General features: G+C 69.0%; 18 protein-coding genes, 1 tRNA gene and 1 pseudogene. 11 read left to right on the top strand and 9 right to left on the bottom strand.

The window, feature by feature from the left end; all coding sequences use genetic code 11:
• Positions 1 to 222: 222 nt before the first annotated feature.
• From ACH4U7_RS36555 to ACH4U7_RS36545, 3 genes are all read left to right on the top strand, one after another.
• On the top strand, positions 223 to 804 hold the full coding sequence (locus tag ACH4U7_RS36555; RefSeq protein ID WP_398532074.1) for a SigE family RNA polymerase sigma factor: 582 nt from the start codon (positions 223 to 225) through the stop codon (positions 802 to 804).
• Complete coding sequence (locus tag ACH4U7_RS36550) at positions 801 to 2,018, top strand: hypothetical protein (RefSeq protein ID WP_398532073.1); 1,218 nt, start codon at positions 801 to 803, stop codon at positions 2,016 to 2,018. Before ACH4U7_RS36555 ends, ACH4U7_RS36550 begins: the two co-directional genes overlap by 4 nt.
• 116 nt (positions 2,019 to 2,134) lie before the next feature.
• On the top strand, positions 2,135 to 2,986 hold the full coding sequence (locus ACH4U7_RS36545; protein ID WP_398532072.1) for an SURF1 family protein: 852 nt from the start codon (positions 2,135 to 2,137) through the stop codon (positions 2,984 to 2,986).
• Here the strand turns inward: ACH4U7_RS36545 and ACH4U7_RS36540 are convergent.
• Positions 2,898 to 4,814: a prolyl oligopeptidase family serine peptidase gene (locus ACH4U7_RS36540; RefSeq protein ID WP_398532071.1), complete on the bottom strand. Its 1,917-nt coding sequence runs from the start codon at positions 4,812 to 4,814 to the stop codon at positions 2,898 to 2,900. The two genes, ACH4U7_RS36545 and ACH4U7_RS36540, sit on opposite strands and share 89 nt — an antisense overlap.
• 171 nt (positions 4,815 to 4,985) lie before the next feature.
• Between ACH4U7_RS36540 and ACH4U7_RS36535 the strand changes: the two genes are divergently transcribed.
• Entirely contained in the window at positions 4,986 to 6,410 is a 1,425-nt protein-coding gene (locus tag ACH4U7_RS36535) for a hypothetical protein (RefSeq protein WP_398532070.1), read from the top strand.
• 186 nt (positions 6,411 to 6,596) lie between these two features.
• On the opposite strand, the gene ACH4U7_RS36530 is transcribed toward ACH4U7_RS36535, so the two are convergent.
• Complete coding sequence (locus ACH4U7_RS36530) at positions 6,597 to 7,883, bottom strand: cytochrome P450 (protein ID WP_398532069.1); 1,287 nt, start codon at positions 7,881 to 7,883, stop codon at positions 6,597 to 6,599.
• A gap of 341 nt (positions 7,884 to 8,224) precedes the next feature.
• On the opposite strand from ACH4U7_RS36530, the gene ACH4U7_RS36525 reads away from it, so the two are divergent.
• The 3 genes from ACH4U7_RS36525 (at position 8,225) to ACH4U7_RS36515 (ending at position 10,671) form a co-directional block, all read left to right on the top strand.
• Positions 8,225 to 9,073 (top strand): VOC family protein, encoded by an 849-nt coding sequence (locus ACH4U7_RS36525; protein ID WP_398532196.1) that lies wholly within the window; start codon positions 8,225 to 8,227, stop codon positions 9,071 to 9,073.
• Between the two features lie 329 nt (positions 9,074 to 9,402).
• Positions 9,403 to 9,936, top strand: a complete 534-nt coding sequence (locus tag ACH4U7_RS36520) for a hypothetical protein (protein ID WP_398532068.1) — start codon at positions 9,403 to 9,405, stop codon at positions 9,934 to 9,936.
• A 126-nt stretch (positions 9,937 to 10,062) separates the two neighbouring features.
• Positions 10,063 to 10,671 carry a DJ-1/PfpI family protein gene (locus tag ACH4U7_RS36515; RefSeq protein WP_398532067.1) on the top strand — a complete coding sequence of 203 codons (609 nt, stop codon included), beginning with the start codon at positions 10,063 to 10,065 and terminating at the stop codon, positions 10,669 to 10,671.
• Between the two features lie 783 nt (positions 10,672 to 11,454).
• Here ACH4U7_RS36515 and ACH4U7_RS36510 read toward each other — a convergent pair.
• Together ACH4U7_RS36510 and ACH4U7_RS36505 are read right to left on the bottom strand one after the other, a co-directional pair.
• Positions 11,455 to 11,828, bottom strand: a pseudogene (locus tag ACH4U7_RS36510) (hypothetical protein); the annotation flags it as partial.
• A 35-nt stretch (positions 11,829 to 11,863) separates the two neighbouring features.
• Positions 11,864 to 13,084, bottom strand: coding sequence for a hypothetical protein (locus ACH4U7_RS36505; protein WP_398532066.1), 1,221 nt, complete (start codon positions 13,082 to 13,084; stop codon positions 11,864 to 11,866).
• Positions 13,085 to 13,580: 496 nt separating this feature from the next.
• Here ACH4U7_RS36505 and ACH4U7_RS36500 point away from each other — a divergent pair, with 496 nt between their 5' ends.
• Positions 13,581 to 13,796, top strand: a complete 216-nt coding sequence (locus tag ACH4U7_RS36500) for a helix-turn-helix domain-containing protein (RefSeq protein ID WP_398532065.1) — start codon at positions 13,581 to 13,583, stop codon at positions 13,794 to 13,796.
• Positions 13,797 to 13,869: 73 nt separating this feature from the next.
• Positions 13,870 to 15,036 (top strand): tyrosine recombinase XerC, encoded by a 1,167-nt coding sequence (gene xerC / locus ACH4U7_RS36495; RefSeq protein WP_398532064.1) that lies wholly within the window; start codon positions 13,870 to 13,872, stop codon positions 15,034 to 15,036.
• An 83-nt stretch (positions 15,037 to 15,119) separates the two neighbouring features.
• On the opposite strand, the gene ACH4U7_RS36490 is transcribed toward xerC, so the two are convergent.
• Positions 15,120 to 15,193: transfer RNA gene (locus ACH4U7_RS36490), tRNA-Pro, on the bottom strand.
• A 148-nt stretch (positions 15,194 to 15,341) separates the two neighbouring features.
• Positions 15,342 to 16,271 (bottom strand): metallophosphoesterase, encoded by a 930-nt coding sequence (locus ACH4U7_RS36485; RefSeq protein WP_398532063.1) that lies wholly within the window; start codon positions 16,269 to 16,271, stop codon positions 15,342 to 15,344.
• Between the two features lie 77 nt (positions 16,272 to 16,348).
• Between ACH4U7_RS36485 and ACH4U7_RS36480 the strand changes: the two genes are divergently transcribed.
• Entirely contained in the window at positions 16,349 to 16,819 is a 471-nt protein-coding gene (locus ACH4U7_RS36480; protein ID WP_398532062.1) for a GatB/YqeY domain-containing protein, read from the top strand.
• A 145-nt stretch (positions 16,820 to 16,964) separates the two neighbouring features.
• Here ACH4U7_RS36480 and ACH4U7_RS36475 read toward each other — a convergent pair whose 3' ends face one another.
• Positions 16,965 to 19,235 (bottom strand): transglycosylase domain-containing protein, encoded by a 2,271-nt coding sequence (locus tag ACH4U7_RS36475; RefSeq protein ID WP_398532061.1) that lies wholly within the window; start codon positions 19,233 to 19,235, stop codon positions 16,965 to 16,967.
• Positions 19,236 to 19,620: 385 nt separating this feature from the next.
• Between ACH4U7_RS36475 and ACH4U7_RS36470 the strand changes: the two genes are divergently transcribed.
• Positions 19,621 to 19,956: a WhiB family transcriptional regulator gene (locus ACH4U7_RS36470; protein WP_089512787.1), complete on the top strand. Its 336-nt coding sequence runs from the start codon at positions 19,621 to 19,623 to the stop codon at positions 19,954 to 19,956.
• Between the two features lie 312 nt (positions 19,957 to 20,268).
• Here the strand turns inward: ACH4U7_RS36470 and ACH4U7_RS36465 are convergent, their stop codons facing one another.
• Entirely contained in the window at positions 20,269 to 21,723 is a 1,455-nt protein-coding gene (locus tag ACH4U7_RS36465) for an ArsA family ATPase (RefSeq protein WP_398532060.1), read from the bottom strand.
• Positions 21,724 to 21,865: 142 nt separating this feature from the next.
• Positions 21,866 to 22,843 carry an ArsA-related P-loop ATPase gene (locus ACH4U7_RS36460; RefSeq protein ID WP_358638725.1) on the bottom strand — a complete coding sequence of 326 codons (978 nt, stop codon included), beginning with the start codon at positions 22,841 to 22,843 and terminating at the stop codon, positions 21,866 to 21,868.
• Positions 22,844 to 22,893 lie beyond the last annotated feature (50 nt).

Raw genomic sequence — 22,893 nt, 5'->3', positions numbered from 1 at the left:
CAGCCGCCCGTCAGTGGGCGTTGGGCAAACCGGGGCATTTGGGGACGGGTTGGTATGTATGGGGGCATTCGTTGCTTCGTCAAAAGCGTTGCCTCACGCGTACAACCCTGACAGGGGGCAGCGTGTCCAACTGGCGTGGCAGCAGAGGTATTCGGCATCGCAACGGTTCCTGGGCGCGGCAGCACGGCAGTGCGGCCCCGGCGTCCCCGCACCCCTGGCGGCATGCCGGTGATCGCGCCATGGTCGACCACTCGCCCCGCGCCGCAGATGTCATCGGCAGGGCGCGAGGACGCTGACGACGCGATGGCAGCGGGCACCACAGTCGATCACCTCACCGAGACCTACCGCGCGCACTACCGATCGCTGCTCGGTCTTGCCGCGCTGCTTCTCGACGACACCGCGTCCTGCGAGGATGTCGTCCAGGAGGCGTTCATCCGCGTGCACTCCGCGCGGCGCCGGGTCCGTGACCCGGAGAAGACGCTCGCCTATCTGCGGCAGACGGTCGTCAACCTCTCGCGTTCGGCGCTGCGCCGCCGCATCCTCGGGCTGAAGCTGCTCTCCAAGCCGATGCCCGATATGGCCAGCGCCGAGGAGGGGGCGTACGAGCAGCTTGAGCGGGACCAGTTGATCAAGGCAATGAGAGGGCTGCAGCGCCGTCAGCGCGAGGTCCTCGTGCTGCGCTACTTCGCGGATATGACCGAGGCCCAGGTCGCCGAGACGCTCGGCATATCGCTCGGCTCGGTCAAGGCGTACGGATCGCGTGGCATCGCGGCGCTTCGCGTCGCAATGGAGGCTCCGGCATGAACGACGACACATACGAGCCGGCCTCGGGAAACCCCGACCGGCGGGCCGGTCACGAGCCGGACGGCAGTGACCGTACGGGCGGCAGCGACCGTACGGACAGCGATAGCCGTACGGACGACAGCAACAGCCCGGCCGACGACAGGAACAGCCCGGCCGACGACAGGAACAGCCCGGCCGACGACAGGAACAGCCCGGACGTCATGAACGAGGACGCCCTGCGCCGCCTCCTGCACAGCGCCGTCGACGAACTGCAGCCGTCTGCCGACTCCCTGGAGCACCTGCGCCGCGCCGTGCCCGCCCGCCGTACGCGCCGTCGCCAGGCGCTGGTCGGCGCCGTGGCGGCGGTGGTGCTCGGCGGGGCCGCGCTCCCCGCGCTGGTCCACGTCGCCCGCAGCGGCGGTTCGGACGACCGCCCGGCCATGGCCGGCAGCAGCCAGCGCACGCCCGATCCCGACCATGACAAGCACGGCGAGGGCAGCGGCGGGAAGGAGACCAGCCCGCCCTCCGACAAGGGGAGCGAGGACAAGGGCGACAAGGGCAAGGACGGGAAGAAGGACCACCCGACCAAGAAGCCGCAAGAGGACTCGGGCGGCGTGGCCCCCGACCCCTCCAGCACGCTGAACGCCACCTCGCCCACCTGTTCCCGTCCCCAGCTCGGAAACGCCTCCGGGACGGCCGGGGTGGCCGACGCCGAAGGGCGGATCTACGGCTCGTTCCGGGTCGTGAACATCTCCGGCACCCCGTGCACGGTCGTGGGCGGCGGCGGCATCAGCCCGAGCGCGGTCGGCGGCGCGGACAGCTCCCGGATCTTCGTCGTGGACCACACCTCCGGCGACGCGGCCACCGGTCTGCCCGACCCGTCCACCGCGCCGGGCCAGCTCATCCTGAAGCCCGGCCAGGCGTACGAGGTGCAGTTCGCCTGGATCCCGCAGTCGGGCGGCGGCACCTCCGGCTGCTCCAACACCAGCACCACGCCGACCCCCGACCCCACGCCGGACTCGGCCGACGGGGCGGGCGGCGGGCCCTCGGACGGTCCGGGCGACGGCTCGGGGAGCGGCAGCGGCGGCGGAGGCGGTGACGGCGGTGAGCAGCCGGCCGGAAGTGTCCTGCTCAGCTACACGCCCGAGGCCGGCGACCCGGCCGCGGCGAGTGTGACGCTCAGCGGCGCGTGCGCGGGGACGATCTACCGCACGGGGGTCCTGGCCGGCGCGTGAGCCACACGGGCCGGCGCGTAAACCGCACCGGCCCGCCCCCGGGCGCCCACCCCCGCACCGGCCCGCCCCCGCCCCCCGGCGCCGGGCTCGCGGCGCCGGGCCCGTACGGTTGGGGTGTGTATCGGTTTCTGCTGACGCCCCGCTGGTGGGTGATCAACGTCTTCACCGTGCTGGCCATCCCGGTCTGTCTGTTCATGGGCAGCTGGCAGCTCAGCCGCTTCGAAGCGCGCGTCGAGACCCACAACAAGCAGCAGGACAAGGCATCAGACACCGAAGACACCGCCGAGCCGCTGCGCTCGCTGCTGCCGGTGACCGACCAGACCGTGGGGCGGCCGGCCACCGCGACAGGGCGCTATGACGCCGCGCACCAACTGCTCGTCCCGGACCGGCGGCTGGGCGACCGCGACGGCTTCTACGTGCTCACGCTGCTGCGTACGGACGGGGGCAAGGCGCTGCCCGTCGTACGGGGCTGGCTCCCCGGCGACGCCGACGACAAGGCCGACGCCGCCAAGGTGCCCGCGCCCCCGTCCGGCGAGGTGACCGTGACCGGGACGCTGCAGGCGTCCGAGCATGCGGGCAGCAAAGGGGTGCAGGCGAGCGGCGGGCTGCCGCGCGGCCAGCTGGGCATGATCAGCGCGGCCTCGCTGGTGAACCTCGTGCCGTACGGGGTGTACGACGCGTGGATCACCTCCACCGCCGCCCCCGGCGCCCTGAAGCCGGTGCCCCCGGCCGTGGCGGAGGGCACCGGGCTCGATCTCAAGGCGTTCCAGAACCTCGGCTACACCGGCGAGTGGTTCGTCTTCGCGGGCTTCGTCGTGTTCATGTGGTTCCGGCTCTTCCGCCGCGAGGCGGAGACGGCGCGCGACCTGGCGCTCGGGATCATCCCGTCGGAGACCCCGGCTGCCGCTGATCCGGCCGGGGCCGAAGATGACGCTGAGCGAACTCGATCTCCAAGCGCAACTGCTTGATCCGCTCCTCGACCACCAGCGAGCCGTGCCCCGCGTCGTACCGGTACACCTCGTGCGGGGCGTCGCGCCGGGCCAGCCGCTCCACGTAGTTCTCGATCTGCCGTATCGGGCAGCGCGGGTCGTTGACCCCCGCCGAGATGTAGACCGGCGCGCGTACCGCGTCCACGTACGTGATCGGTGAGGAGGCCTCGAAACGCTCGGGGACCTCTTCCGGCGTGCCGCCCAGCAGCGTGCGGTCCATCGCCTTCAGGGCCTCCATCTCGTCGTGGTACGCCGTGACGTAGTCCGCGACCGGCACCGCCGCGAGCCCCAGCGCCCACGCCTCGGGCTGGGTCCCGAGCCCCAGCAGCGTCAGATAGCCGCCCCATGAGCCGCCGGCCAGCACCAGCCGCTCGGGGTCGGCGAGCCCCGAGTCGACCGCCCAATGGCGCACGGCCGCGATGTCCTCCAGCTCGATCAGCCCGACGCGGTGCTTCAGCGCGTCCGTCCACGCCCGCCCGTACCCGGTCGAGCCGCGGTAGTTGACCCGTACGACCGCGAAGCCGTGGTCCACCCAGGCCGCCGGGCCCGCCGCGAAGGCGTCGCTGTCGTGCCAGGTCGGCCCGCCGTGGATGTCGAAGACGGTCGGGAAGGGGCCCTCGCCCGCGGGCTTGTGCACCAGGGCGTGCACCTGCCCGCCGGGCCCCTCCACCCAGGCGTCGGTGACCTGCACCGACCCGGGCGCCCGCGGCCCCGGCGGGTCGAGCACCACCCGCCCGCTCGTGGACCGCACCTGCGGCGGCTCGGCCGCCGAGGACCACAGGAACTCGACCGTGCCGTCCGGCCGCGCCGTCGCCCCCGAGATGGTGCCGGACGGGGTGTCGAGGCGGGTCAGCTCGCCGGAGGCGAGGTCGTACCGCCACAGCTCGCTGCGCGCCTGGTAGCTGTGCTCGACCAGCAGCGCCGTCCCGTCCGGCACCCAGTCGGCGCCGACGTCACCGGGCAGGTCGATGGCCAGCGCCGTCTCCACGCCGCTCTCCGGGTTCCACACCATGGGCTCCCAGCGGCCCCGCCGCTGGTGCCCGACCAGCAGCCGGTTGTCCCCGGCGACCGGCGCGAACCCCATGACGGCCAGGCCCAGCTCCTCCGTACCGCCTTTGGTGTCGTCCAGCTCCGCGACGGGCGTTCCGTCCAGCCGTACGACCCGGATGGCCGAGTGCATGGCGTCGCCGTGCTCGGTGTGCTCGACCGCGACCAGCGTCCCGTCGTACGACAGGTCGCCCACCCCGGCCGACTCCCGGTGGCGGTAGATCTCCTGAGGCGCGGCCCCGGGCCGTACGACGTGGATGGTGGAGCCGTCCTCGTCCGTGGACCGCCCGACGACCGCGGTGCCGTCGCGGCCGAGCGCCAGGCCGGCCGGGTAGGAGGGGGCGAGGCCGGGCGTCGCGGGCTCGTCCGCCGCGCCCTCCTCCTTGGCCTCCCTGGTCTCACTGGCCTCCTTGGCCTCGCTGGCCGCTCCGTCCCCCTTGGCCGCCTTCGCTCCGTCGCCCGGGGTGAACGGCTGGCGCTTCCACACCCCGAACTCGTCGCCGTCGGTGTCCGAGAACCACCAGATCCACTGGCCGTCCGGGGAGAGCACCCCGTCCGTCGTACCGTTCGGCCGGTCGGTCACCTGGCGCTGCGCTCCGGTCGCCCGGTCCCATGCGTACAGCTCGTACGTCCCCGTCGCGTTGGACACGAACAGCGCGCGGTCCGGCGCGTCCTCCGCCCAGTCGGGCAGGGAGACGCGCGGGGCCCGGAAGCGTTTCTCCCAATCGGGCTGATCGGGGATGGTCTGTGCATCACTCATCCCCCCATCAAACCCGATCGGACCGGCGCCGATCGCCGTGATCCTTGCTAACGTGCGGATCACTCCGCATGCGTGAAGTGATCCGCGTGAAGCGATCCGCGTGAAGCGAGAGGCGGAGCGATACGGGGGCTGAGAAACGTGGCGGCGTTCACCTATACGAATCTCCTTGAAATGGACCTCGGGAAGCTGGCTGCGGCGGTCGCCGACTGGAAGACCGTGGTGAGCGGTCTCGAAAGGCTCCGGACGGATGCCGACCGGGGCTTGGTGCGGAAGTCGGACGCCGCGAAATGGGCCGGTCTCAATGCCACGGTGACCCGGGAATTCGTCCGTAAGACGGCGAAGGAGCTCCGGGATCTGCACCGGGAGGCGAAGAGCATCTGGAGTGTCCTGGACGATGCGAACACCGAGCTGCTGGGCATCCAGCGGCGGGCGAGAAAACTGGCCTCCGACGCGGCCAAGGAGGAGCCCGGCCTGGTGGTCAAGGACTCGGGCGACGGCTCGGTGCGGGTGTCCGAGACGATGTGCAACATCACAAGCGACGGCCAGCGCACCCATGACCTGATCAAGTGGTACACCGACACCATCACGGGGCTGGTCACCCACGCCGCGGAGATCGACGCCGCCGTCTGCCGCGCCCTGCGCGCCAGCCACGGCCAGGACCGCTACGACGCTGGTCACGCCGTCTACACCTCACTGGATGAGGACATGGCCCCCCGCGCGGTCGAGCTGGCCTCGTTGGGGGACAAGGCGACGCCACAGCAGCGCGCACAGCTGCGTCGGTTGTGGGAGTCCCTGAGCTCGTCGTCGCGCGCCGAGCTCTGGGCGGCCCACAAGGACGACCTCGTGGCGGCGGGGGTCCTGTCCCCGCGGATCAGGCAGATCTCCCCGGACGCGGGGTCGGGCCGGCATGGCGTCGAGTCCCCCGGCATCGGCGAGCGGGTCACCCTGGAGAAGGCCAAGGCGCTGGCGGAGGGTGCCTCGCTGGTGGGGCTGGACGCCGCCGCGCGGAATCTGATGCATTACCTGGATAATTCCGGCACAACGCTGGATTTGCCCATCGATGAGATGATGAAAGGCGACGACGCGTTTCGCGGCACGACTATCAACGCCCTCGTGGACTACGAGGACAAATGGCGCGAGGCGGGGCTGGCGGAATTCAAGAAGAGCGGCGGCAGGCCGGTCGCCATCCCGGTGGAGACCGTGAACAGCTCCTATCGCTTCAGCCGGTCGGGCAATGAGAACTGGTACCTGGCTGTCGGCTCGGTCATGACGAATGTCAGCGGTGTGGTCACGGTGACGCCCGGGGCCGACGGGAAGCCTCACGTGGGCCTCGACTACCAGCTCAATGCGTGGGACCGCTACAACTGGGATTCCGGAAAGGAGACCAAGATAGCCGGGGTCACTTTCTCGGATGAGGAGATGGGCCGGCTCCACCGGACCGGGCTGGCCCAGGAATTCGACCTGCGGGGCAGCAGTTCGGTCATGCATCGCGAGATCGTGGACGGCCCCGGGAGTCTCAAGTTTGACGACCTGCCGGATGGGGGCAGGGACTCCGGCGGGCGCACGGACCCAGGCCGGGAAGACCCGTACCGCTGAGCCGCCGCCCCACCCCGTCGCTCTGCCCTGCCGCCCTGCGCCCTGCGCCCTGCCCTGTCGCCTTGCCCTGCCGGGCGCCGCTACGGGCGCCCCGCCGGGCGCCCCCGCGGGGCACCCGGCAGATGATCCAGTGCGTATGAGGGCTTATGAGGGCTTATGGGGGTTTATGAGGGCTATCGGGGCGGGTTACTTCAGTGTCACCGGCAGCGCCTCGACGCCGTACACGATGGACAGCTTCCGGAACGCGAGCTTCTCCTGCGGGACGGCCAGCCGCATCTCCGGGAACCGCCGCACCAGCGCGGGGTAGGCTGCGCGCAGCTCCATCTTGGCCAGCTCGGCGCCGATGCACCGGTGGATGCCATGGCCGAAGGCGAGGTGGGACGGGGTCTGCCGGTGCGGATCGAACCGTTCCATGTCCGGGCCGAGCTTCTCCTCGCGGTTGGCCCCGCTCAGCGAGCACAGCACGAGATCGCCGCTGGAGATCTTCGTACCGGCGATCTCCATGTCCTCTTTGGCGAACCGGGGGAAGGCCACCTGGACGACTGTGAGGTAGCGAAGCAGTTCCTCGACGTACCGGTCGACCACGTCGTCGTTGTCGCGGATCTCCGCGAACCGCTCGGGGTTGCGGAGCAGCACCAGCGTGCCGAGCGCCAGCATGCTCGCGGTCGTCTCGAAGCCGCCGGTGAGCACCCCGTCGGCCAGTCCGGCCAGCTCCTGGTCGTCGATCTCGTCGCCGTGCTCCTTCACCAGCATCCCGAGCAGCCCGTCGCCGGGCGACTCGCGCTGCTTCTTGACGATGTCGAGCAGATACGACAGCGAGTCGGATATCGCGCCGAACGAGGTGTCGGCCCCGTCGAACAGATCGAATCGCGCCAAGCTCAGCTGCTGGAAGTCCTCCCGGTCCTCGTACGGCACGCCGAGCAGTTCGCAGATGACCAGGGAGGGGATGGGGAGGGCGAAGGACTGCACCAGATCGACCGGGTCCCCGGCCGCGCCCATCGCGGCCATCTCGTCAAGCCGCTCCTCGACGATGGAGTGGATGCGCGGAGTGAGCCTGCTGAGCCGGCGCATGGTGAACTCCGGCGTCAGCAGGCGGCGCAGTCTCGTATGTGTCGGTGGATCGCTGAAGCCGAGGCCGCCTGGATTCTGCTGTGGGGCGATGCCGATGTTCTTCTCCGCGAGGTTGGTGAAATCGGAGCTGAATCCGTTCACCCGGCCCAGTACGGCCTTGGTCTCGTCGTATCCGGTGACAAGCCAGCCCTTCATTCCGAAAGGCAGTGGAAGCTTGCTTATGGGTTCCTTTGCCCGAGTGCGGGCCAATTCGTCCACGGGATCCAGGCCGTTGCGTCGCAGCGGGGCCAGCGTGGCGCTCGGCAAAAACGACATCTTGGACAGATCGAAGCCGTTCTTCTGAATTCTCGAAAAGTACTTGCGACCCAGCCAGCCGATGATGTTTGAGCGGAGATTCGACATGGCCGCAATACTGCCCTGCTTTGGCCGGGTGTCCGTAATGCGTCCCGTGGCGCGCTCGGTGTGATGCGCCACAGCGGGTGTGTCGGTGCACCGCCCGGCGCACGCCCCGGCGCTCGGCCGAGGTGGCGCGCCCCGGAAAAACGGAGGAAAGTGGAGCTATCGGGCATCATGTGCGAACGGTGAGGGTTGCGCGCACGCGGATGGGCAACCGCTCCGCGCGCGGGAGTAAGGGCAAACCAGTCCGCGCACGCGGAGGCGGAGTGAGGTGAGCGGGCGTGGAGAGGCGGGAGCGGCGGGAGCGATTCCGCGCCGTCCAGGGCGCGCCGTGCTGGGTGAGCCACATGGCGACCGACCTGGACCGCGCCCAGACCTTCTACGGCGACCTCTTCGGCTGGCACTTCCGCCCCAGCCGCCACGGCCACGGCCGCTACACCATCGCGTTCACCCAGGACGGCGCCCCGACCGTCGGCATGGGCGTCCCGGCCGCGACCGGTGTGACCCTCCCCGTCACCTGGACCACCTACTTCGCGGCCGACAGCGCCGACGAGGTCGTTTCGCGCGCGCGGGAGCGTGGCGGCACCGTCGCGGTCGGGCCGCTGGAGTTCGGCAGCGGCCGGGTGGCCTGGGCGGCCGACCCGGACGGCGCCGTCTTCGGCATCTGGGAGGGCGAGCTCACCTCCGCCTGGTGGGGCGAGCGCAGACCGGGTGCCCCGGTCTGGCTCGAACTGCGCACCCGCGACGCCTTCGAGGCCGCGCTCTTCTACGGCCACGTCTTCAGCTGGGACGCCCAGGGCCAGGACCGCTGCGACGTCCGCTTCGAGCACGACCGCGTGGTCCTGCACATCGACGGCAAAGCCGTCGCGGGCCTGCGCGGCGGCGCCCTGGAGGCCACCCCCGACCCCAACGTCCGCCCCCGCTGGCACGTCTACTTCTGCGTCGACGACGTCGACCGCGTCGCCACCCAGGCCACCGCCCTCGGCGGCGGCATCATCTCCGCCCCGGCCGACACCCCGTACGGCCGTATCGCGGCCCTCCGCGACCCAGAGGGCGGACTCTTCAGCATCGCGGCGTCGGCGACGACGACCACGGAGGCGACGGAATCGTTGGACGAGGCGGAGCCGTCGTACAAGGCGGAGTCGTTGCACGACGCGGAACGGGACGGCGCGGAATCCCGCGAAGCCGGCCCCTGAGCCTGTGCCCGCGCAGGGCTGACGCGGCACTGCCCTGCGGGTCGAGTCCGGCACTGCGCGTGGCACCTCGGCCTGCCCCGCCTCGCCGTACTTCCAGACGTACTCCGGCCGGTTGCGCTCGAAAGACCCAGGATCGACAGGTCCTCCGCCGACACCCTCCACACACCTCTGTTCCGCGGCCGCTGACGATGGTGTCAACGGCCGAGTGTGCGGGCATTGCGTGGGGACCCCTCCCGATCGCCGGACCGTAAGCTCGCTGCCCGGCTCCGGACTCCTGATTCTCGACTACCGACCACAGACTCCGAATGAGACACGAAGGGCGGCATGCCATGTCGGATCCGACCACGGTGGGGCGCACGCGACGTGCGGCCGGCCGCGTCCTGCTGGCCACGGTCACCGCGCTGGCCGCGGCGGGATGCGGTGACTCGGACGAGGGCACCGACACCGCCAAACCCTCGGCCTCCCATGCCTCGCACAGCCCCTCTCCCACCACGTCCAGCCCGTCCCCGGCAGTGACCGCGGCCGACGGGAGCAACCCCGCGGCGTGCACCGACGGGAACTGCGAGATCGCGGTGACCAAGCCGGTGACGATCCGTATCAAGCTCCCGGGCGGTCCGGCGAAGCTGTCCCTGACGAAGGTCGGCAAGAACGCGGTCGACTACAAGGTGACCTCGGGGAACAGCAAGACGAGCGGAGGGGCGAGCGGCGATGGCAGCGGCTGCGTCGCCGTCTTCCGCAGCGGTGGCAGCAGCAGTTCGTGCGGGATGGGGGGACCGCCGCCGGACAAGGTGGACGGAGCGGTCGTACTCCAGGTGGTGGCAGGGGCGGACGGCACCGCGATCCTTCGACTCATCTCGGCCTGACCCCACGGCACAAAGCCGATGAGCACATCGATGAACGAGCGAGCCACCGACCGCCGATTGGCCCGCGACCCGGGCACTGGTCGCCTGCGAATCTGGCTTTCCACTTCAGCACTTTGAGGGGATGTCATGCAGGTAGCGGTGGTCACGTTCGACGGATTCAACGAGCTCGACAGCTTCATCGCCTCCGCACTCATCAACCGGTGCCGCAAGGACGGCTTGGAGGCCTTCATCACGACGCCGACGCCGGTCGTCACGTCCATGAACGGCGTCGAGGTAACCGGCCAGCGCCCCATGGAGTTCGTGACCGAAGCCGACGTCGTGCTGATCGGCAGCGGGGTGAAGGTGCGTGAGGTGGTCGCCGACGAGCGGCTGCTCTCCAGGCTGCCGCTCGACCCTGCGCGACAGCTGATCGGTTCGCAGTGCTCCGGCGCGCTGGTGCTCGCCCGCCTCGGGCTGCTCGACGCCATGCCCGCCTGCACGGACATGAAGAGCCGGCCCTATGTCGAAGCCTGCGACGTCACCGTGCTGGACGCCCCGTTCCATGCCGAGGGGAACATCGCCACGGCGGGCGGCTGCCTGTCATCGCAATACCTCGCCACATGGGTGATCACCCGAGCGCTCGGCGAGGCCGCCGCGCGCGACGTCCTCGACTACGTGGCTCCGGTCGGCGAAAACCAGCAGACCGTCGAGCGCGCCATGCACGCCGTCCAAGCGGGCGAGGCCGCCCTGCGCTGACTGCCGCGCTGACGCCCCGCTGCTTCAGGCATGCTTCACGCAGGTCAGAGGGCCTGGTGCAACTTTCGCACCAGGCCCTCTGACCCGTGTCGGGGTGGCGGGATTTGAACCCACGACCTCTTCGTCCCGCACTACGGGCGGGGCGGTCGCTGAGGTTTGCTGGGCTGGCCAGCGGGTCCGCTGGGGTCGGCGTCGGCTGGCTGCGGTCACGGTGGTCGCTGTACTTCCCTGCTGTACAGCACATCGCTGACCCCCGCCTTAGGAGTTCGTCACGCTGACGTGGTGATCAGCCCGTCGACGCCTCGGCCTAGCCTGCGCGGTACGCGGACGACTCTCGCGATGCGGCGAGGTGCACTCCTGTTGCCGTCAACGACTGCCGTAAGGCCACCAGATCAGCGGGCCATGGTCCCGACTCCAGACCTCATGATCCGTAGATTCGGACAGAGCCCTGATGCGGGCCTCGGCGGTGGTCCAGCCTGGTGATCACGGTGGGCTGTTGGCGAGCAGCGTGTGCCGTCGTTGATGTCAGCGCTGATGTCAGAAGCCTCAATAGGAACACTCCAAACACCCTGCTGAAAAGTTCGAGCCGAGCGGCCCGGCGAGTCGTACCCTCACTCCATGACGAGTCACGACGGCCAGCCCTCCACGGGAACGCCCGCAGAGGATAGCTCCGCACGTCAGCCTGACTGGACCAACAAATGGGTTGACGTTGACTTCATCGCGGACGTTGCCGAAGATCTCATTGCTCTAACTTGAGAGATTTTCGAGACATTTGGTCCGGCCGCCCGTTTGCGCGAGCCGGCTCGCTGCACGGAGCTGAGCGGTGGACGCCTGCACGAGCATTTCGAGGGTGGCGAGTTGAGGGTGAATCCGTCGGGCGCGGCGATCTCCAACTGATCTGTTGCGTCGATCTCGGCGGTGAACTTCCAGGTCTCTTCGGCGGGGCCTTTGAGGCGCAGGGCCTCGTTTCGGTCCCCGCCGCCACTGCCTCCTCCTCCGCCATCACCGCTGTCGCCGGCGGACTGCGGCGCGATGCTGCGCTCCAGGGTGTCGGGGTTGAATTGCAGCACGATGACGCGCTGGGGGGCGCCGCGGTCGGGGTCCACTACGACTATGCCGGAGCGGATGGATTTGGGGATGTCTGCGTAGCGGGTCATTGTTCCTCCTTCCAGGGGTTCAGACTTCCAGGGGTTCAGATCTGCGACCGAGTGGCCGACATAGAACAGCGGTCGCACCAGAAGCCGAAGAGCGAACCGCCGAACCCCATCGGGCCGAAGGGAGTCAGGCCGCTGTCCACCGCGACCAGGAAAGGCATGAAGTTTCCGCATCCAGGACAGAGCGGGTGCGTCTCCGGTGAAGGCCAGCGCGGTAGTCCGCCCACCTGGTGCCGCGACCTTCCGGTGATGGCCGCCCGACTCACACCCGTCTGGTTGGGGTGCGTTTCCAGCGTCATGGACAACTCGCCGGGAACCACGCGTGACGTCTCGGCAGAAGGCCCTTGCGGTTGATAGAAAGCACGCGTCCCGTCGGCCGTGAACTGTACGTAAAGGATGTCGACTTCGTCGCAGTCGCAGGAGAACCAGAAGAACGAGGGATCACTGCTGAACTCGTACGGCAGATCACTAACGGAGAGGGTGAGCACCCTGTCCGCCGGCGCGTTGCACCGCGCGCAGAGAGGAACGTCCTGCTCGTACCGTCCACCCATCACGTGCGGGCTCTCGCCCCGGTCGGTGACGAACCCCATGAACGCCGGGCGGAATCCTGCCGCGGCCCCGCTGTCGGACATGCGGCCCGCGAGCGGCATCAGCCACTCCCACTCCTCATAGGTATCGACCTCGTCACGCACCGAAGTGATCAGGTCAGCGGCATGAGGGGTCCTGATGAGGGCGAGAGAGAGCAGGCCGGCCCGATCGTGGGTCTCGCGCCAGTCGCGCAGCAGGGAGTCGGCCCGTTCGTCCGGGGCCCCGGACAGGAGGCTGGCCCGATAGAGAGAAGTGCCGAGTCGATCCTCGTAGGGGCGTAGCCGATCGGGGTGATAGACGGCGATGTTGAAGATGACGGAAGCCAGCGGAGAGTCGGGGTCCGGCGATGCGAGGTAATCCTCGATGAACGCATCGGTCACGGACTCCGGAAACCAGGGAACAAGCCGGGCCGCTGACCGCACGACCGGTCCCGCAGCGCGCAGCCGCTCGGCTGCTCGCACCTTCACCTGCCGTGCGTCAGGAACGAGCTCAAGGTACTCCGCAACATACTCGGCCACTGCTTCGTCCGTCGTCTCCATGAGACACGCGCCGGCGTTTTCCGCTCCTCGGTCACCCTGAGCGGAGAAGTATTCAATGATGCTCTGCGCCTTGTCAGCGACAGAGAGTTCAGGGTCGAAGACGATTTCCTCGACGCACTCAGTCGGTGTCATTCTTTGCCTTCTGCCTATTCGCGAGAATGGAATGGCGCTTGGTAAGTTAGGCGAATGGTTGACTCAGAGATCCTACATTACCCTCTTTGCAGTAAGACGAATGCGCGCACCCAACAATTTTACGTCGACCAGCCGGTATCCCTCAGGGATTGAATTAGTTCCCGGCCTGCCTGATGCGATCGACTTGGATGACGGCGGAGTGCCGAGCACGTCAGTGATCAGGGCGTCCACAGTGTCAGCAAGCAGTGTGGCCGCTTCGTTGGAACTGCCTTCGATCAGCACCGTCCGCGCCCCCGCCTCGGCCTACGCCCCCGCTACACCACCCCTCGAACCGCTACAGGCCCCCGCCCCTGTAGCGGACCCATCCGCTACACCCCGACCAGCCGCTACGGGAAAACCCGCCTCTGACCTGCGCCGTAGCAGCCGTGGCGGATGTAGCGGACCTGAGAGGGGGCAGCCCCCTGTGTCCTGCTGCGCCATGAAGGGGGAACAGCCAATGGACACTGCACCCGCCGCCTCCACGCCTCAGCGTCGCCTTCACCGAGTAGAGGCCGCCGCCGAACTGCTCGACATCAAGCGGTCAACGGCCTACGAACGGATTCGCCTCGGGCGGCTCCGCACCGTCCGGGTCGGGCGCCGCCGTCTCGTGCCCACGGAGTACATCGAGGAGTTCGTCGAACTCCTGAAGCGCGAGGCCGAAGCCGCTGCCTGAACCTTCCGCATCCAGCCCATTGGGCCGCGCCCTCAGGGGCGCGGCCCTGTCCTTTGGAGAGGCACAGAACAGCATGACCCAGAAGCCGCAGCGCGCCCGCCGAGCAGGCCACGGAGAAGACACCATCTACTGGGACGCCGCGAAGAACCGCTACGTGGGCGCCGTTTCCCTGGGATTTGCCCCGAACGGCAAGCGTCGTCGGCCCAAGGTGTACGGCAAGACCAAGGCTGAAGTGCGAACCAAGATTCGCGAGTTGAAGAAGGAGGTTCAGACGGGGGTCAAGTCGCCAGCCAACTACACCGTGACCGATGCGGTGAAAGACTTCCTGGAGCGCGGGCTGAAGGGCCGCGACGAGCAGACCGTCGACAAGAACCGCTCGCTTGCCGACAAGCACCTGCTCCCGTTCATCGGCAAGGCCAAGCTGAAAGACCTGAGTGCCGACGACGTTGACGACTGGTTGGACGACAGGGCCGATGCGCTCGCAACCCGGAGCCTCCGTGACCTGCTCGCGGTCCTTCGCCGCTCCATCGAGCACGCGCAGCGCAGGGACAAGGCTGTGCGGAACGTCGCGCTTCTGGTGGCTGTCCCGGAGGGGCGCCCTGGGCGTCCCAGCAAGGCACTGAACTTGGAGCAGGCGAAGGCTGTTCTGGTCGCGGCGCGTGGATCACGGCTGTACGCGTACCTCGTGCTCTCGCTTCTGAGCGGCGTTCGTACGGAGGAGGCGCGGCCCCTCACATGGGACCACGTCCATCTGTCGACGCAGGATGGCATCCCGCCCCATGTCGCCGTATGGCGTTCGGTGCGCAAGCACGGCGAGACCAAGACGAGGAAGAGCCGGAGGACCATCGCCCTGCCGAAGCAGGTGGTGGACGTACTCGAAGAGCATCTGCGATGGCAGAAGCAGGAGCGAGCGTCGATGGGCAGGGAATGGAGCCCGACTGGTCTCGTCTTCACCACACGGAGCGGTGAGCCGCTGGACGCCGCGAATGTCCGGCGCGACTTCCGGGCGATCGTGAAGAAGGCGGGACTGGCGCCGGAGTGGACGCCGAGGGAGCTCCGGCACAGCTTCGTGTCACTGCTCTCGGATCACGGCATTCCCCTGGAGCGAATCGCGTTGCTGGTCGGGCACAGCAGCCAGGCGACCACTGAAGCGGTGTACCGGAAACAGCTCCGGCCGGTCATCACTCAGGGCGCGGAAGCCATGGACGTGATCTTTGCCAGCGGCGCCGGAGAAGCCTGACGAAATCCGGTTGGCCCGCTGTTTGGCCCCCTACGCACTCAGAGGGCCTATCCGCAGGAAGCGGATAGGCCCTCTGACCTGTGTCGGGGTGGCGGGATTTGAACCCACGACCTCTTCGTCCCGAACGAAGCGCGCTGCCAAGCTGCGCTACACCCCGAAGCAACGAGCTCTACTTTAGCGGACCCGTGCCCAGAGACGAAATCCGGTTTTCGCGGTCTCGCAGGTCGGGGCGGGGTGGGCCCGGCCGCTCGGGTGTCGGGGAGGTGCCGGGGGAGCGGCCGGGGTGGCTGGAGGGGGCCAGGGGGTCAGAGGGCGGGTGGGGTGAGGGTGAGGAGGGTGGCCTCGGGGGGGCAGGCGAAGCGGACCGGGGTGTAGCGGTTGGTGCCGCAGCCGGCGGAGACGTGGAGGTAGGAGGTGTGACCGGCGGCGTGGTGGGTGGAGAGGCCCTTGACGCGGCGGGCGTCCAGGTCGCAGTTGGTGACGAGGGCGCCGTAGAAGGGGATGCACAGCTGGCCGCCGTGAGTGTGGCCGGCGAGGATCAGGGGGTAGCGGTCGGCGGTGAAGGCGTCGAGGACGCGCAGGTAGGGGGCATGGACGACGGCCAGGGAGAGGTCGGCGTCCGATTCGGGGCCGCCGGCCACCTCGCCGTAGCGGTCGCGCTTGATGTGGGGGTCGTCCAGGCCGGTCATGGCGATCTCCACGTCGTCCAGCTTCAGCAGGCCGCGGGCGTTGGACAGGTTGACCCAGCCGGCCGCGTCGAAGGCGTCGCGCAGCTCTTTCCAGGGGTTGTGGATCGCGCCGACGACGGGGGGATTGCCGTTCAGACCGTGCTTGCCGCTGGCCTTCTCCAGCAGATAGCGGGCCGGGTTGCGCGGCTTGGGGCCGTAGTAGTCGTTGGAGCCGAAGACGTACGCGCCCGGGAACTCCATGAGCGGGCCGAGCGCGTCCAGCGTCTCGGGGACGCCCTCGGGGTCGGAGAGGTTGTCGCCCGTGTTGATGACGAAATCGGGGCGGAGCCCGGCGAGGGACTGGAGCCAGCGCTGCTTCTTGCGCTGGCCGCTGACCATGTGGATGTCGGAGACCTGGAGGACGCGCAGCGGCCGCATACCGCGTGGCAGTACGGGGACGGTCACCCGTCGGAGGCGGAAGGACCGGACCTCGAAGCCGGCGGCATAGACGAGGCCGGCGGCGCCGACCGCCGTGATTCCCAGGGGTACTCCGTATCGCGCGCGCATGGTCACCATGGTCGCAGACCGTGCCCGGGCGAGAAATCTTCGGGTGATTCCCGGCCAGGGCTGGCAGACTCGACGACATGACCACCACGCTCAAGTCCAGGCTGCAGGACGATCTCACCGCAGCGATCAAGACGCGTGACGAGCTGCGCTCCTCTACGCTCCGGCTGACCCTCACCGCGATCCAGAAGGAAGAGGTCGCGGGCGAGACCGCCCGGGAGCTGTCCGATGCCGAGGTGGAGAAGATCATCGCGCGCGAGGCCAAGAAGCGGCGCGAGGCGGCTGAGGCGTTCGCGCAGGGCGGGCGGGCCGAGCAGGCCGAGCGGGAGCGGGCCGAGGGCGTGGTGCTCGCCGAGTATCTGCCCAAGCAGCTCACGGACGGGGAGCTGGACGCGCTGGTGGCGGAGGCCGTACAGGAGGCCGCGGCGGGCGGTGCGCAGGGACCGCGGGCCATGGGCGCGGTGATGAAGATCGTGAACCCGAAGGTCGCGGGCCGGGCCGAGGGCGGCCGGGTGGCCGCCGCGGTCAAGCGGCGGCTCGCCGCGGGCTGACTCGCCCAGGGGCGGCACTGAGAGAGAAGAGGCTGCAAGGAAGCGGGCCCGGACAGTGTCCGGGCCCGCTTCCTTGTCTTCACCTGTCTGGGCCGTCTCGGCCTTGTCCTGCCGCGCCGATCACTCCTCGGCGCTCAGCCACGCGCTACGGGAAGTTCCAACCGTTGCTGTTCCCGTTCCCGTTTCCGCCGTTGCCGGTTCCGCCCCGGTTGCCGCCGGGAAAGCCGTCGTCTCCGCCGATCACGTCCGGCGGGAGGGTGATGTCCGGCCACGGGTTGCCGCCGCCGTTGTTCCCGCCGTTGTCGCGGCCCGGCTTGTCGCCGTGGTCCTTGTCGTTGTCGCGGGGCTTCTCATTCGGGTCCTTGATCGGCACGTTGACGAAGTCCTCCGCCGGCTTGCCCTCCAGGGCACCGCTCATGGCGTCCTTCCAGATGGGGCCGGGGGTGTCCGCGCCGTAGACCTTGTCGTGGAAGACGCCGCCGATCCGGATGTTCTCCATCTTGACGCCCTTGGAACCGGAGCCGCCGACCCAGACCGCACCGGCGAGGTTCGGGGTGTAGCCGACGAACCAGGCGGCCTGGCGCTCGTCCGTCGTACCCGTCTTACCGGCGCTCGGCCGGTTCTCCAGGCCCGCCTTCTTGCCGGTGCCGTCCTCGACCACGCCGCGCAGCAGGGTGTTCATGGTGTCGGCGGTCTTCTCCGACATGGCGCGGGTGCATGAGGACTTGGGGACCTCGAGGGCCTTGCCGCCCGGGCCGGTGATCGACTCGATGAACACCGGGGTGCAGTAGACGCCGCGGTTGGCGAAGGTCGCGTACGCGTTGGCCATCGTCAGCGGCGAGAAGCCGTCCGTGCCGAGGGTGATGGCGGGCACCTGGTTGAGCTTCTTGCCGTCGGCGCGGTGCACGCCCATCTTGCCGGCCATTTCGGTGACCGGGCAGACGCCGATGTCACTGATCATCTGCACGAAGTAGGTGTTGATCGACTTCGCGAGCGCTTCCTTCAGGGCGTACGGGCCCTTCTCGCTCGGGTCCTCGTTCTCGACGGTCGAGCCCTCGCTGTTGGACCAGGTGCCGTTGCAGGTGGACACCGGGCTCGGGTAGTCCATGTCGTACGGGGACGAGTAGCGCTGGTACGGCTTCTTGCCCTGCTCGAGGGCGGCTGCGGCGGTGATCGGCTTGAACGTCGAGCCGACCTGGAAGCCGTAGTTCGAGCCGCCCATGGCCTTGTCCGCGGACAGGTTGATCGTCAGGTCGTTGGCCCCGAAGCCGTACGGCCTGGACTGGCCCATGGCGACCACCTTGCCGGTGCCGGGCTGGACGAGCGTGACGGCGGTGGCGACCGGGTCGTCCTTGTAGACATGGGTCTTGATCGAGTTCTGGACCGACTCCTGGGCCTTCGGGTCCAGGGTCGTACGGATCGTCAGACCGCCCCGGGTCCAGCGCTGCGAGCGCTCTTCGCGGGTCTTGCCGAAGACCGGGTCGTTGAGGAAGACCTCGCGGACGTAGTCACAGAAGAACCCGGCGCCGCTCACGGCCGTGATGCAGCCGTTCTTGGGCGAGCTGACCTTGAGCCCGAGAGGCTTCTTCTTCGCCGCGTCGGCCTGGGCCTGGGTGATGTCCTTCACATCGGCCATGCGCTGCAGCACGGTGTTGCGGCGGGCCTTGGCCACCTCCGCGTTGTTGACCGGGTCGTAGCTGCTGGGCGACTGGACGAGACCGGCCAGCAGCGCGGCCTCCTCCAGCTTCAGATCCTTGGCGTGCTTGCTGAAGTAGCGCTGGGAAGCCGCCTCGACGCCGTAGGCCTGCTGGCCGAAGAAGGTGATGTTGAGGTAGTTCTGCAGGATCCCCTTCTTGCCCAGCTCCTTCTCGACCTGGATCGCGTACTTCAGCTCCTTGATCTTGCGGCCTATGGACTTCTTCTGGGCCTCGGCGACCGCCTTCTCGTCGTTGAACGCCTCCTCCACGAAGACGTTCTTCACATACTGCTGGGTGAGCGTGGAAGCGCCCTGGGAGGCGCCGCCGTCCTGCGCGTTGTTGTTGAGCGCGCGCAGCACACCCTTGGGGTCGATCGCCCCGTGCTCGTAGAAGCGTGCGTCCTCGATCGCGATGATCGCCTGCTGCATGTACGGGGAGATGTCCTTGAGGTCCACGATGGTGCGGTCGCGCGAGTAGACCTTGGCGATCTCGCCGCCCTTGGCGTCCAGGATGGTGGTCCGCTCGCTGAGCGGCGGCCTTTTGAGATTGGCCGGAATTTCGTCGAATTGCTCGACCGTTCCCTTGGCCGCGAGCCCGATCGCGCCGACGGCGGGCAGCGCGAGCCCGGCCAGCACCGCTCCCGCGAGCACGCTGACGCCGAGGAACTTCGCGGCCTGCTGAGCGGGGGACAGACCTCCGCCCGAACGCTTGTTACCCATGGGGGCAGCCTACGTGCCGAATCGCCGGACAGGGGACCACCTGTTCGCATACGCTGATTCACGCCAGTCACTTCGGTGCGGTTGAGCACCATCACCCCTCTCACTCAAGTGAGTGATGAGGCCTGCCCTATTTGCCAGCTTGTGTCACGTCCTGCCCCTTTTGGGTCGGGTGAACTGCCCCTATTTGCGCGGTAAGTCGCGCATGTCGTCAGCTCACTCCGTTGGGTGATCTGCCGCGTACCCATAGTCCGTTCGGGCCATCCAAGATTGGGCCCGCAGGGGGTGTTGCACCCTGTCCGCCTTCCGTAACGTCCTCAACTGGCGACGGTGAATATGCCGTTTGTCGCCGTGGGGGAGCTCCGAATCGGGAGAGGACGGCGCCAGCATGGGCTGGGTAACCGACTGGAGTGCGCAGGCCGCCTGTCGCACGACTGATCCAGATGAACTATTTGTTCAAGGCGCGGCACAGAACAGGGCCAAAGCGGTCTGCACCGGGTGTCCGGTGCGCACCGAGTGCCTTGCCGACGCGCTGGACAACCGCGTCGAGTTCGGCGTATGGGGTGGCATGACCGAGCGTGAGCGGAGGGCGCTGCTGCGCCGCCGCCCCATGGTCACCTCTTGGCGTCGGCTGCTGGAGACCGCGCGCCTCGAGTACGAGCGCGGCGCGGGCATCCTGCCGCTCGACGACGAGGAATACGAGCGCTTCGCCGCCGTCGGGTAGCGGGCGGTCGGCGTTCGGGCGGGCTACGGCCGACGTTCGACGGCTGACGTTCGACGGCTGACGTTCGGGTGGGCTGCGGGCTGCGGTCCGCGGTCTGCGGTCGATGGTCGGCCAAGGGCCTCAAGGCGTTGGGGCGTTGGGTCGCTTGTGTCCTTGCGTTTTCGGACAGCTTGGGCCGTCAGGCAATCCATCCTGGCGGTGTGACGTTTCGTTTCTCTCATCACCACGTCACGACCCGGGCGGTGGACAGGCGCGCATGCGCGAGTTCCGTGCACATGCGTGAGTTCGGCGTGTCGTGATGCCCTCGCGCGGCTAGCCCGCCGCGCTCTTGGGCTGCCGCTCTGGCTGCTCCGCCAGGCGCTCGCCGATCGCTCGCAACCCCGCGAGGTCATGTACGTCGCCGGGGAGCGCGGCCACTTCCGCCACGGGAACCTCGGGGTGCAGTGTCGTGAAGCGATGGTGTGTGCGCTGCTCTCGGGCGAGCACCTGCATACGCTCCGCGTGCAGCCGCAGCAGCCCCACGGCCAGCCGCTCTGCCGACGTGGGGGAGCCGTCGGGATCAGACGCCGAGGAGTCGTCCGCCGCTGAGGCGTTCTGCTCTTGAGCATGCCCTGAACCGGGGTCGACAATGCCGTCTTCGGCAAGATTTTCTGGGCTGTTGACGGTGAGGGTCGCGCCCTCGGCCTCGCTCACCTCACCTGCCCCGCCCGCCGGGTCTGTCGGGTCTGCCAGGTCTGTCGAGCCCGCTGTGTCGGCTGAGCCCCCTGTGTTGGCTGACCGTACTGGGTTCGACGCGCCCGCCGGGTTCGTAGCGCCCGATGTCTCCGCCAGGCCCAGGGACAGCGTCTCCGCGGCCGCCAGCGCCCGCTCCGCCGAGAGCTGCACGGCACCGCTCCCGTGCACCCGGTTCAGCACCAGCCCCGCCAGCGGCATCCGGTCCGCGGCCAGCCGCTCCACGAAGTACGCCGCCTCGCGCAGTGCGTCCCGCTCCGGAGCCGCCACCACCAGGAAGGCCGTGCCCGGCGCCTGCAGCAGCCGGTAGGTGGCCTCCGCGCGGGTGCGGAAGCCGCCGAACATCGTGTCCATGGCGGCCGCGAAGGTCTGTACGTCGCGCATCAGCTGCCCGCCCAGGACCTTGCTGACCGTGCCGGTCATCATCGACACGCCCACGTTCAGGAACTTCATCCCCGCCCTGCCGCCGACCTTCGCAGGGGCCATCAGGATTTTGATGAACTTCCCGTCCAGGAAGGAACCGAGGCGCTTGGGCGCGTCCAGGAAGTCCAGCGCCGACCGGCTGGGCGGCGTGTCGACGATGATCAGGTCCCATTCGTCGCGGGCCCGCAGCTGGCCCAGCTTCTCCATGGCCATGTACTCCTGCGTGCCCGCGAAACCGGCCGAAAGTGATTGGTAGAACGGGTTGGCCAGGATCGCGCGGGCGCGCTCGGGGTCGGCGTGCGCCTCGACGAACTCGTCGAAGGTCCGCTTCATGTCCAGCATCATGGCGTGCAGCTCGCCGCCCGCCGCGCCGTCGATGCCCTCGACCCGGCGCGGCACGTTGTCCAGCGCGTCGATGCCCATCGACTGCGCGAGCCGGCGGGCCGGGTCGATGGTGAGGACGACGGCCTTACGGCCCTGCTCCGCGGCCCGTACGCCCAGGGCCGCGGCCGTCGTGGTCTTGCCGACGCCGCCGGAGCCGCAGCACACGACGATGCGGGTCTCGGGGTCGGCCAGCAGTGCGTCGGTGTCCAGCCGCGGTGCCATGTCCATGCTTCTGCCGCCTCCTGCGTACGGTGCGTACGGCGCATACGACGCGTACCGCCCGCTCGTACCGTTCATGCCGATTGCGCTGATGGTGTGGATTGCGTCGCTCGTGTCGCGCCGCTCGTGTCGCCGCGGTCGCCCGTGCGGCTCACATCGGCCACTGCTTACGCAGATCCGTAGCGAGCCGGTACAGGCCGGCCAGGTCGACGCCGTCGGTGAGCAGCTCCAGCTCGTACAGGGGCAGCTCCAGGCCCGTCAGCTCCGCCCGCTGCGCCCGTTCCAGGGCGACCCGCTCCGCGTGCTCGCGGGCCTGCTCCAGCAGCGGGTCCACCAGCCGCTCGGCGAGCCCACCGCGGCGCGCACCGCCCAGCCCCGCCTGGGACAGGGCCTTGGCGACGGCGGCGCGCCGGCCGTTGGCGGCGGCGTCGACGGCCGCGTGGTCGAGGATCGCGGGCCGCACCATGTTGATGATGACCGCACCGGTCGGCAGGCCGTCGGCGCGCAGCTCCCCGATGCCGTCCGCGGTCTCCTGGACCGGCATCTCCTCCAGCAGCGTGACCATATGGACCGCCGTCTCGGGGGACTTCAGCACGCGCATCACGGCCTGCGCCTGATTGTGTATCGGGCCGGTCCTGGCCAGCCCCGCCACCTCGTGGTTGACGTTCAGAAAGCGGGTGATCCGGCCGGTCGGCGGCGCGTCCATCACGACGTAGTCGTAGACGAAGCGGCCGTCCTTGCCCTTGCGGCGCACCGCCTCGCACGCCTTGCCGGTCAGCAGGACGTCCCGCAGCCCGGGGGCGATGGTGGTCGCGAAGTCGATGGCGCCGAGCTTCTTCAGCGCCCGTCCGGCCGAGCCCAGCTTGTAGAACATGTGGAGGTAGTCGAGGAGCGCGAACTCGGGGTCGATGGCGAGCGCGTGCACCTCACCGCCGCCCGGCGCGCCGGCGATCTTCCGCTCCTCGTAGGGCAGCGCCTCGGTCTCGAAGAGTTGTGCGATGCCCTGGCGGCCTTCGACCTCGACCAGCAGGGTTCGCCTGCCGTCGGCCGCGAGGGCCAGCGCGAGTGCCGCGGCGACCGTGGTCTTGCCGGTTCCGCCCTTGCCACTGACGACATGGAGCCTGCTCACACTGGGGAGCCTAACCAGTCGTCGTCCGGGCTACGCACCAGGCCCCGGCA

Origin of the sequence: Streptomyces sp. NPDC020845 (assembly GCF_044334165.1) — a bacterium.
In the GTDB taxonomy this organism is placed as follows: Bacteria; Actinomycetota; Actinomycetes; order Streptomycetales; family Streptomycetaceae; genus Streptomyces.
Note: the sequence above shows the minus strand (reverse complement) of the source record. Positions and strands in the feature narration are given on the sequence as shown.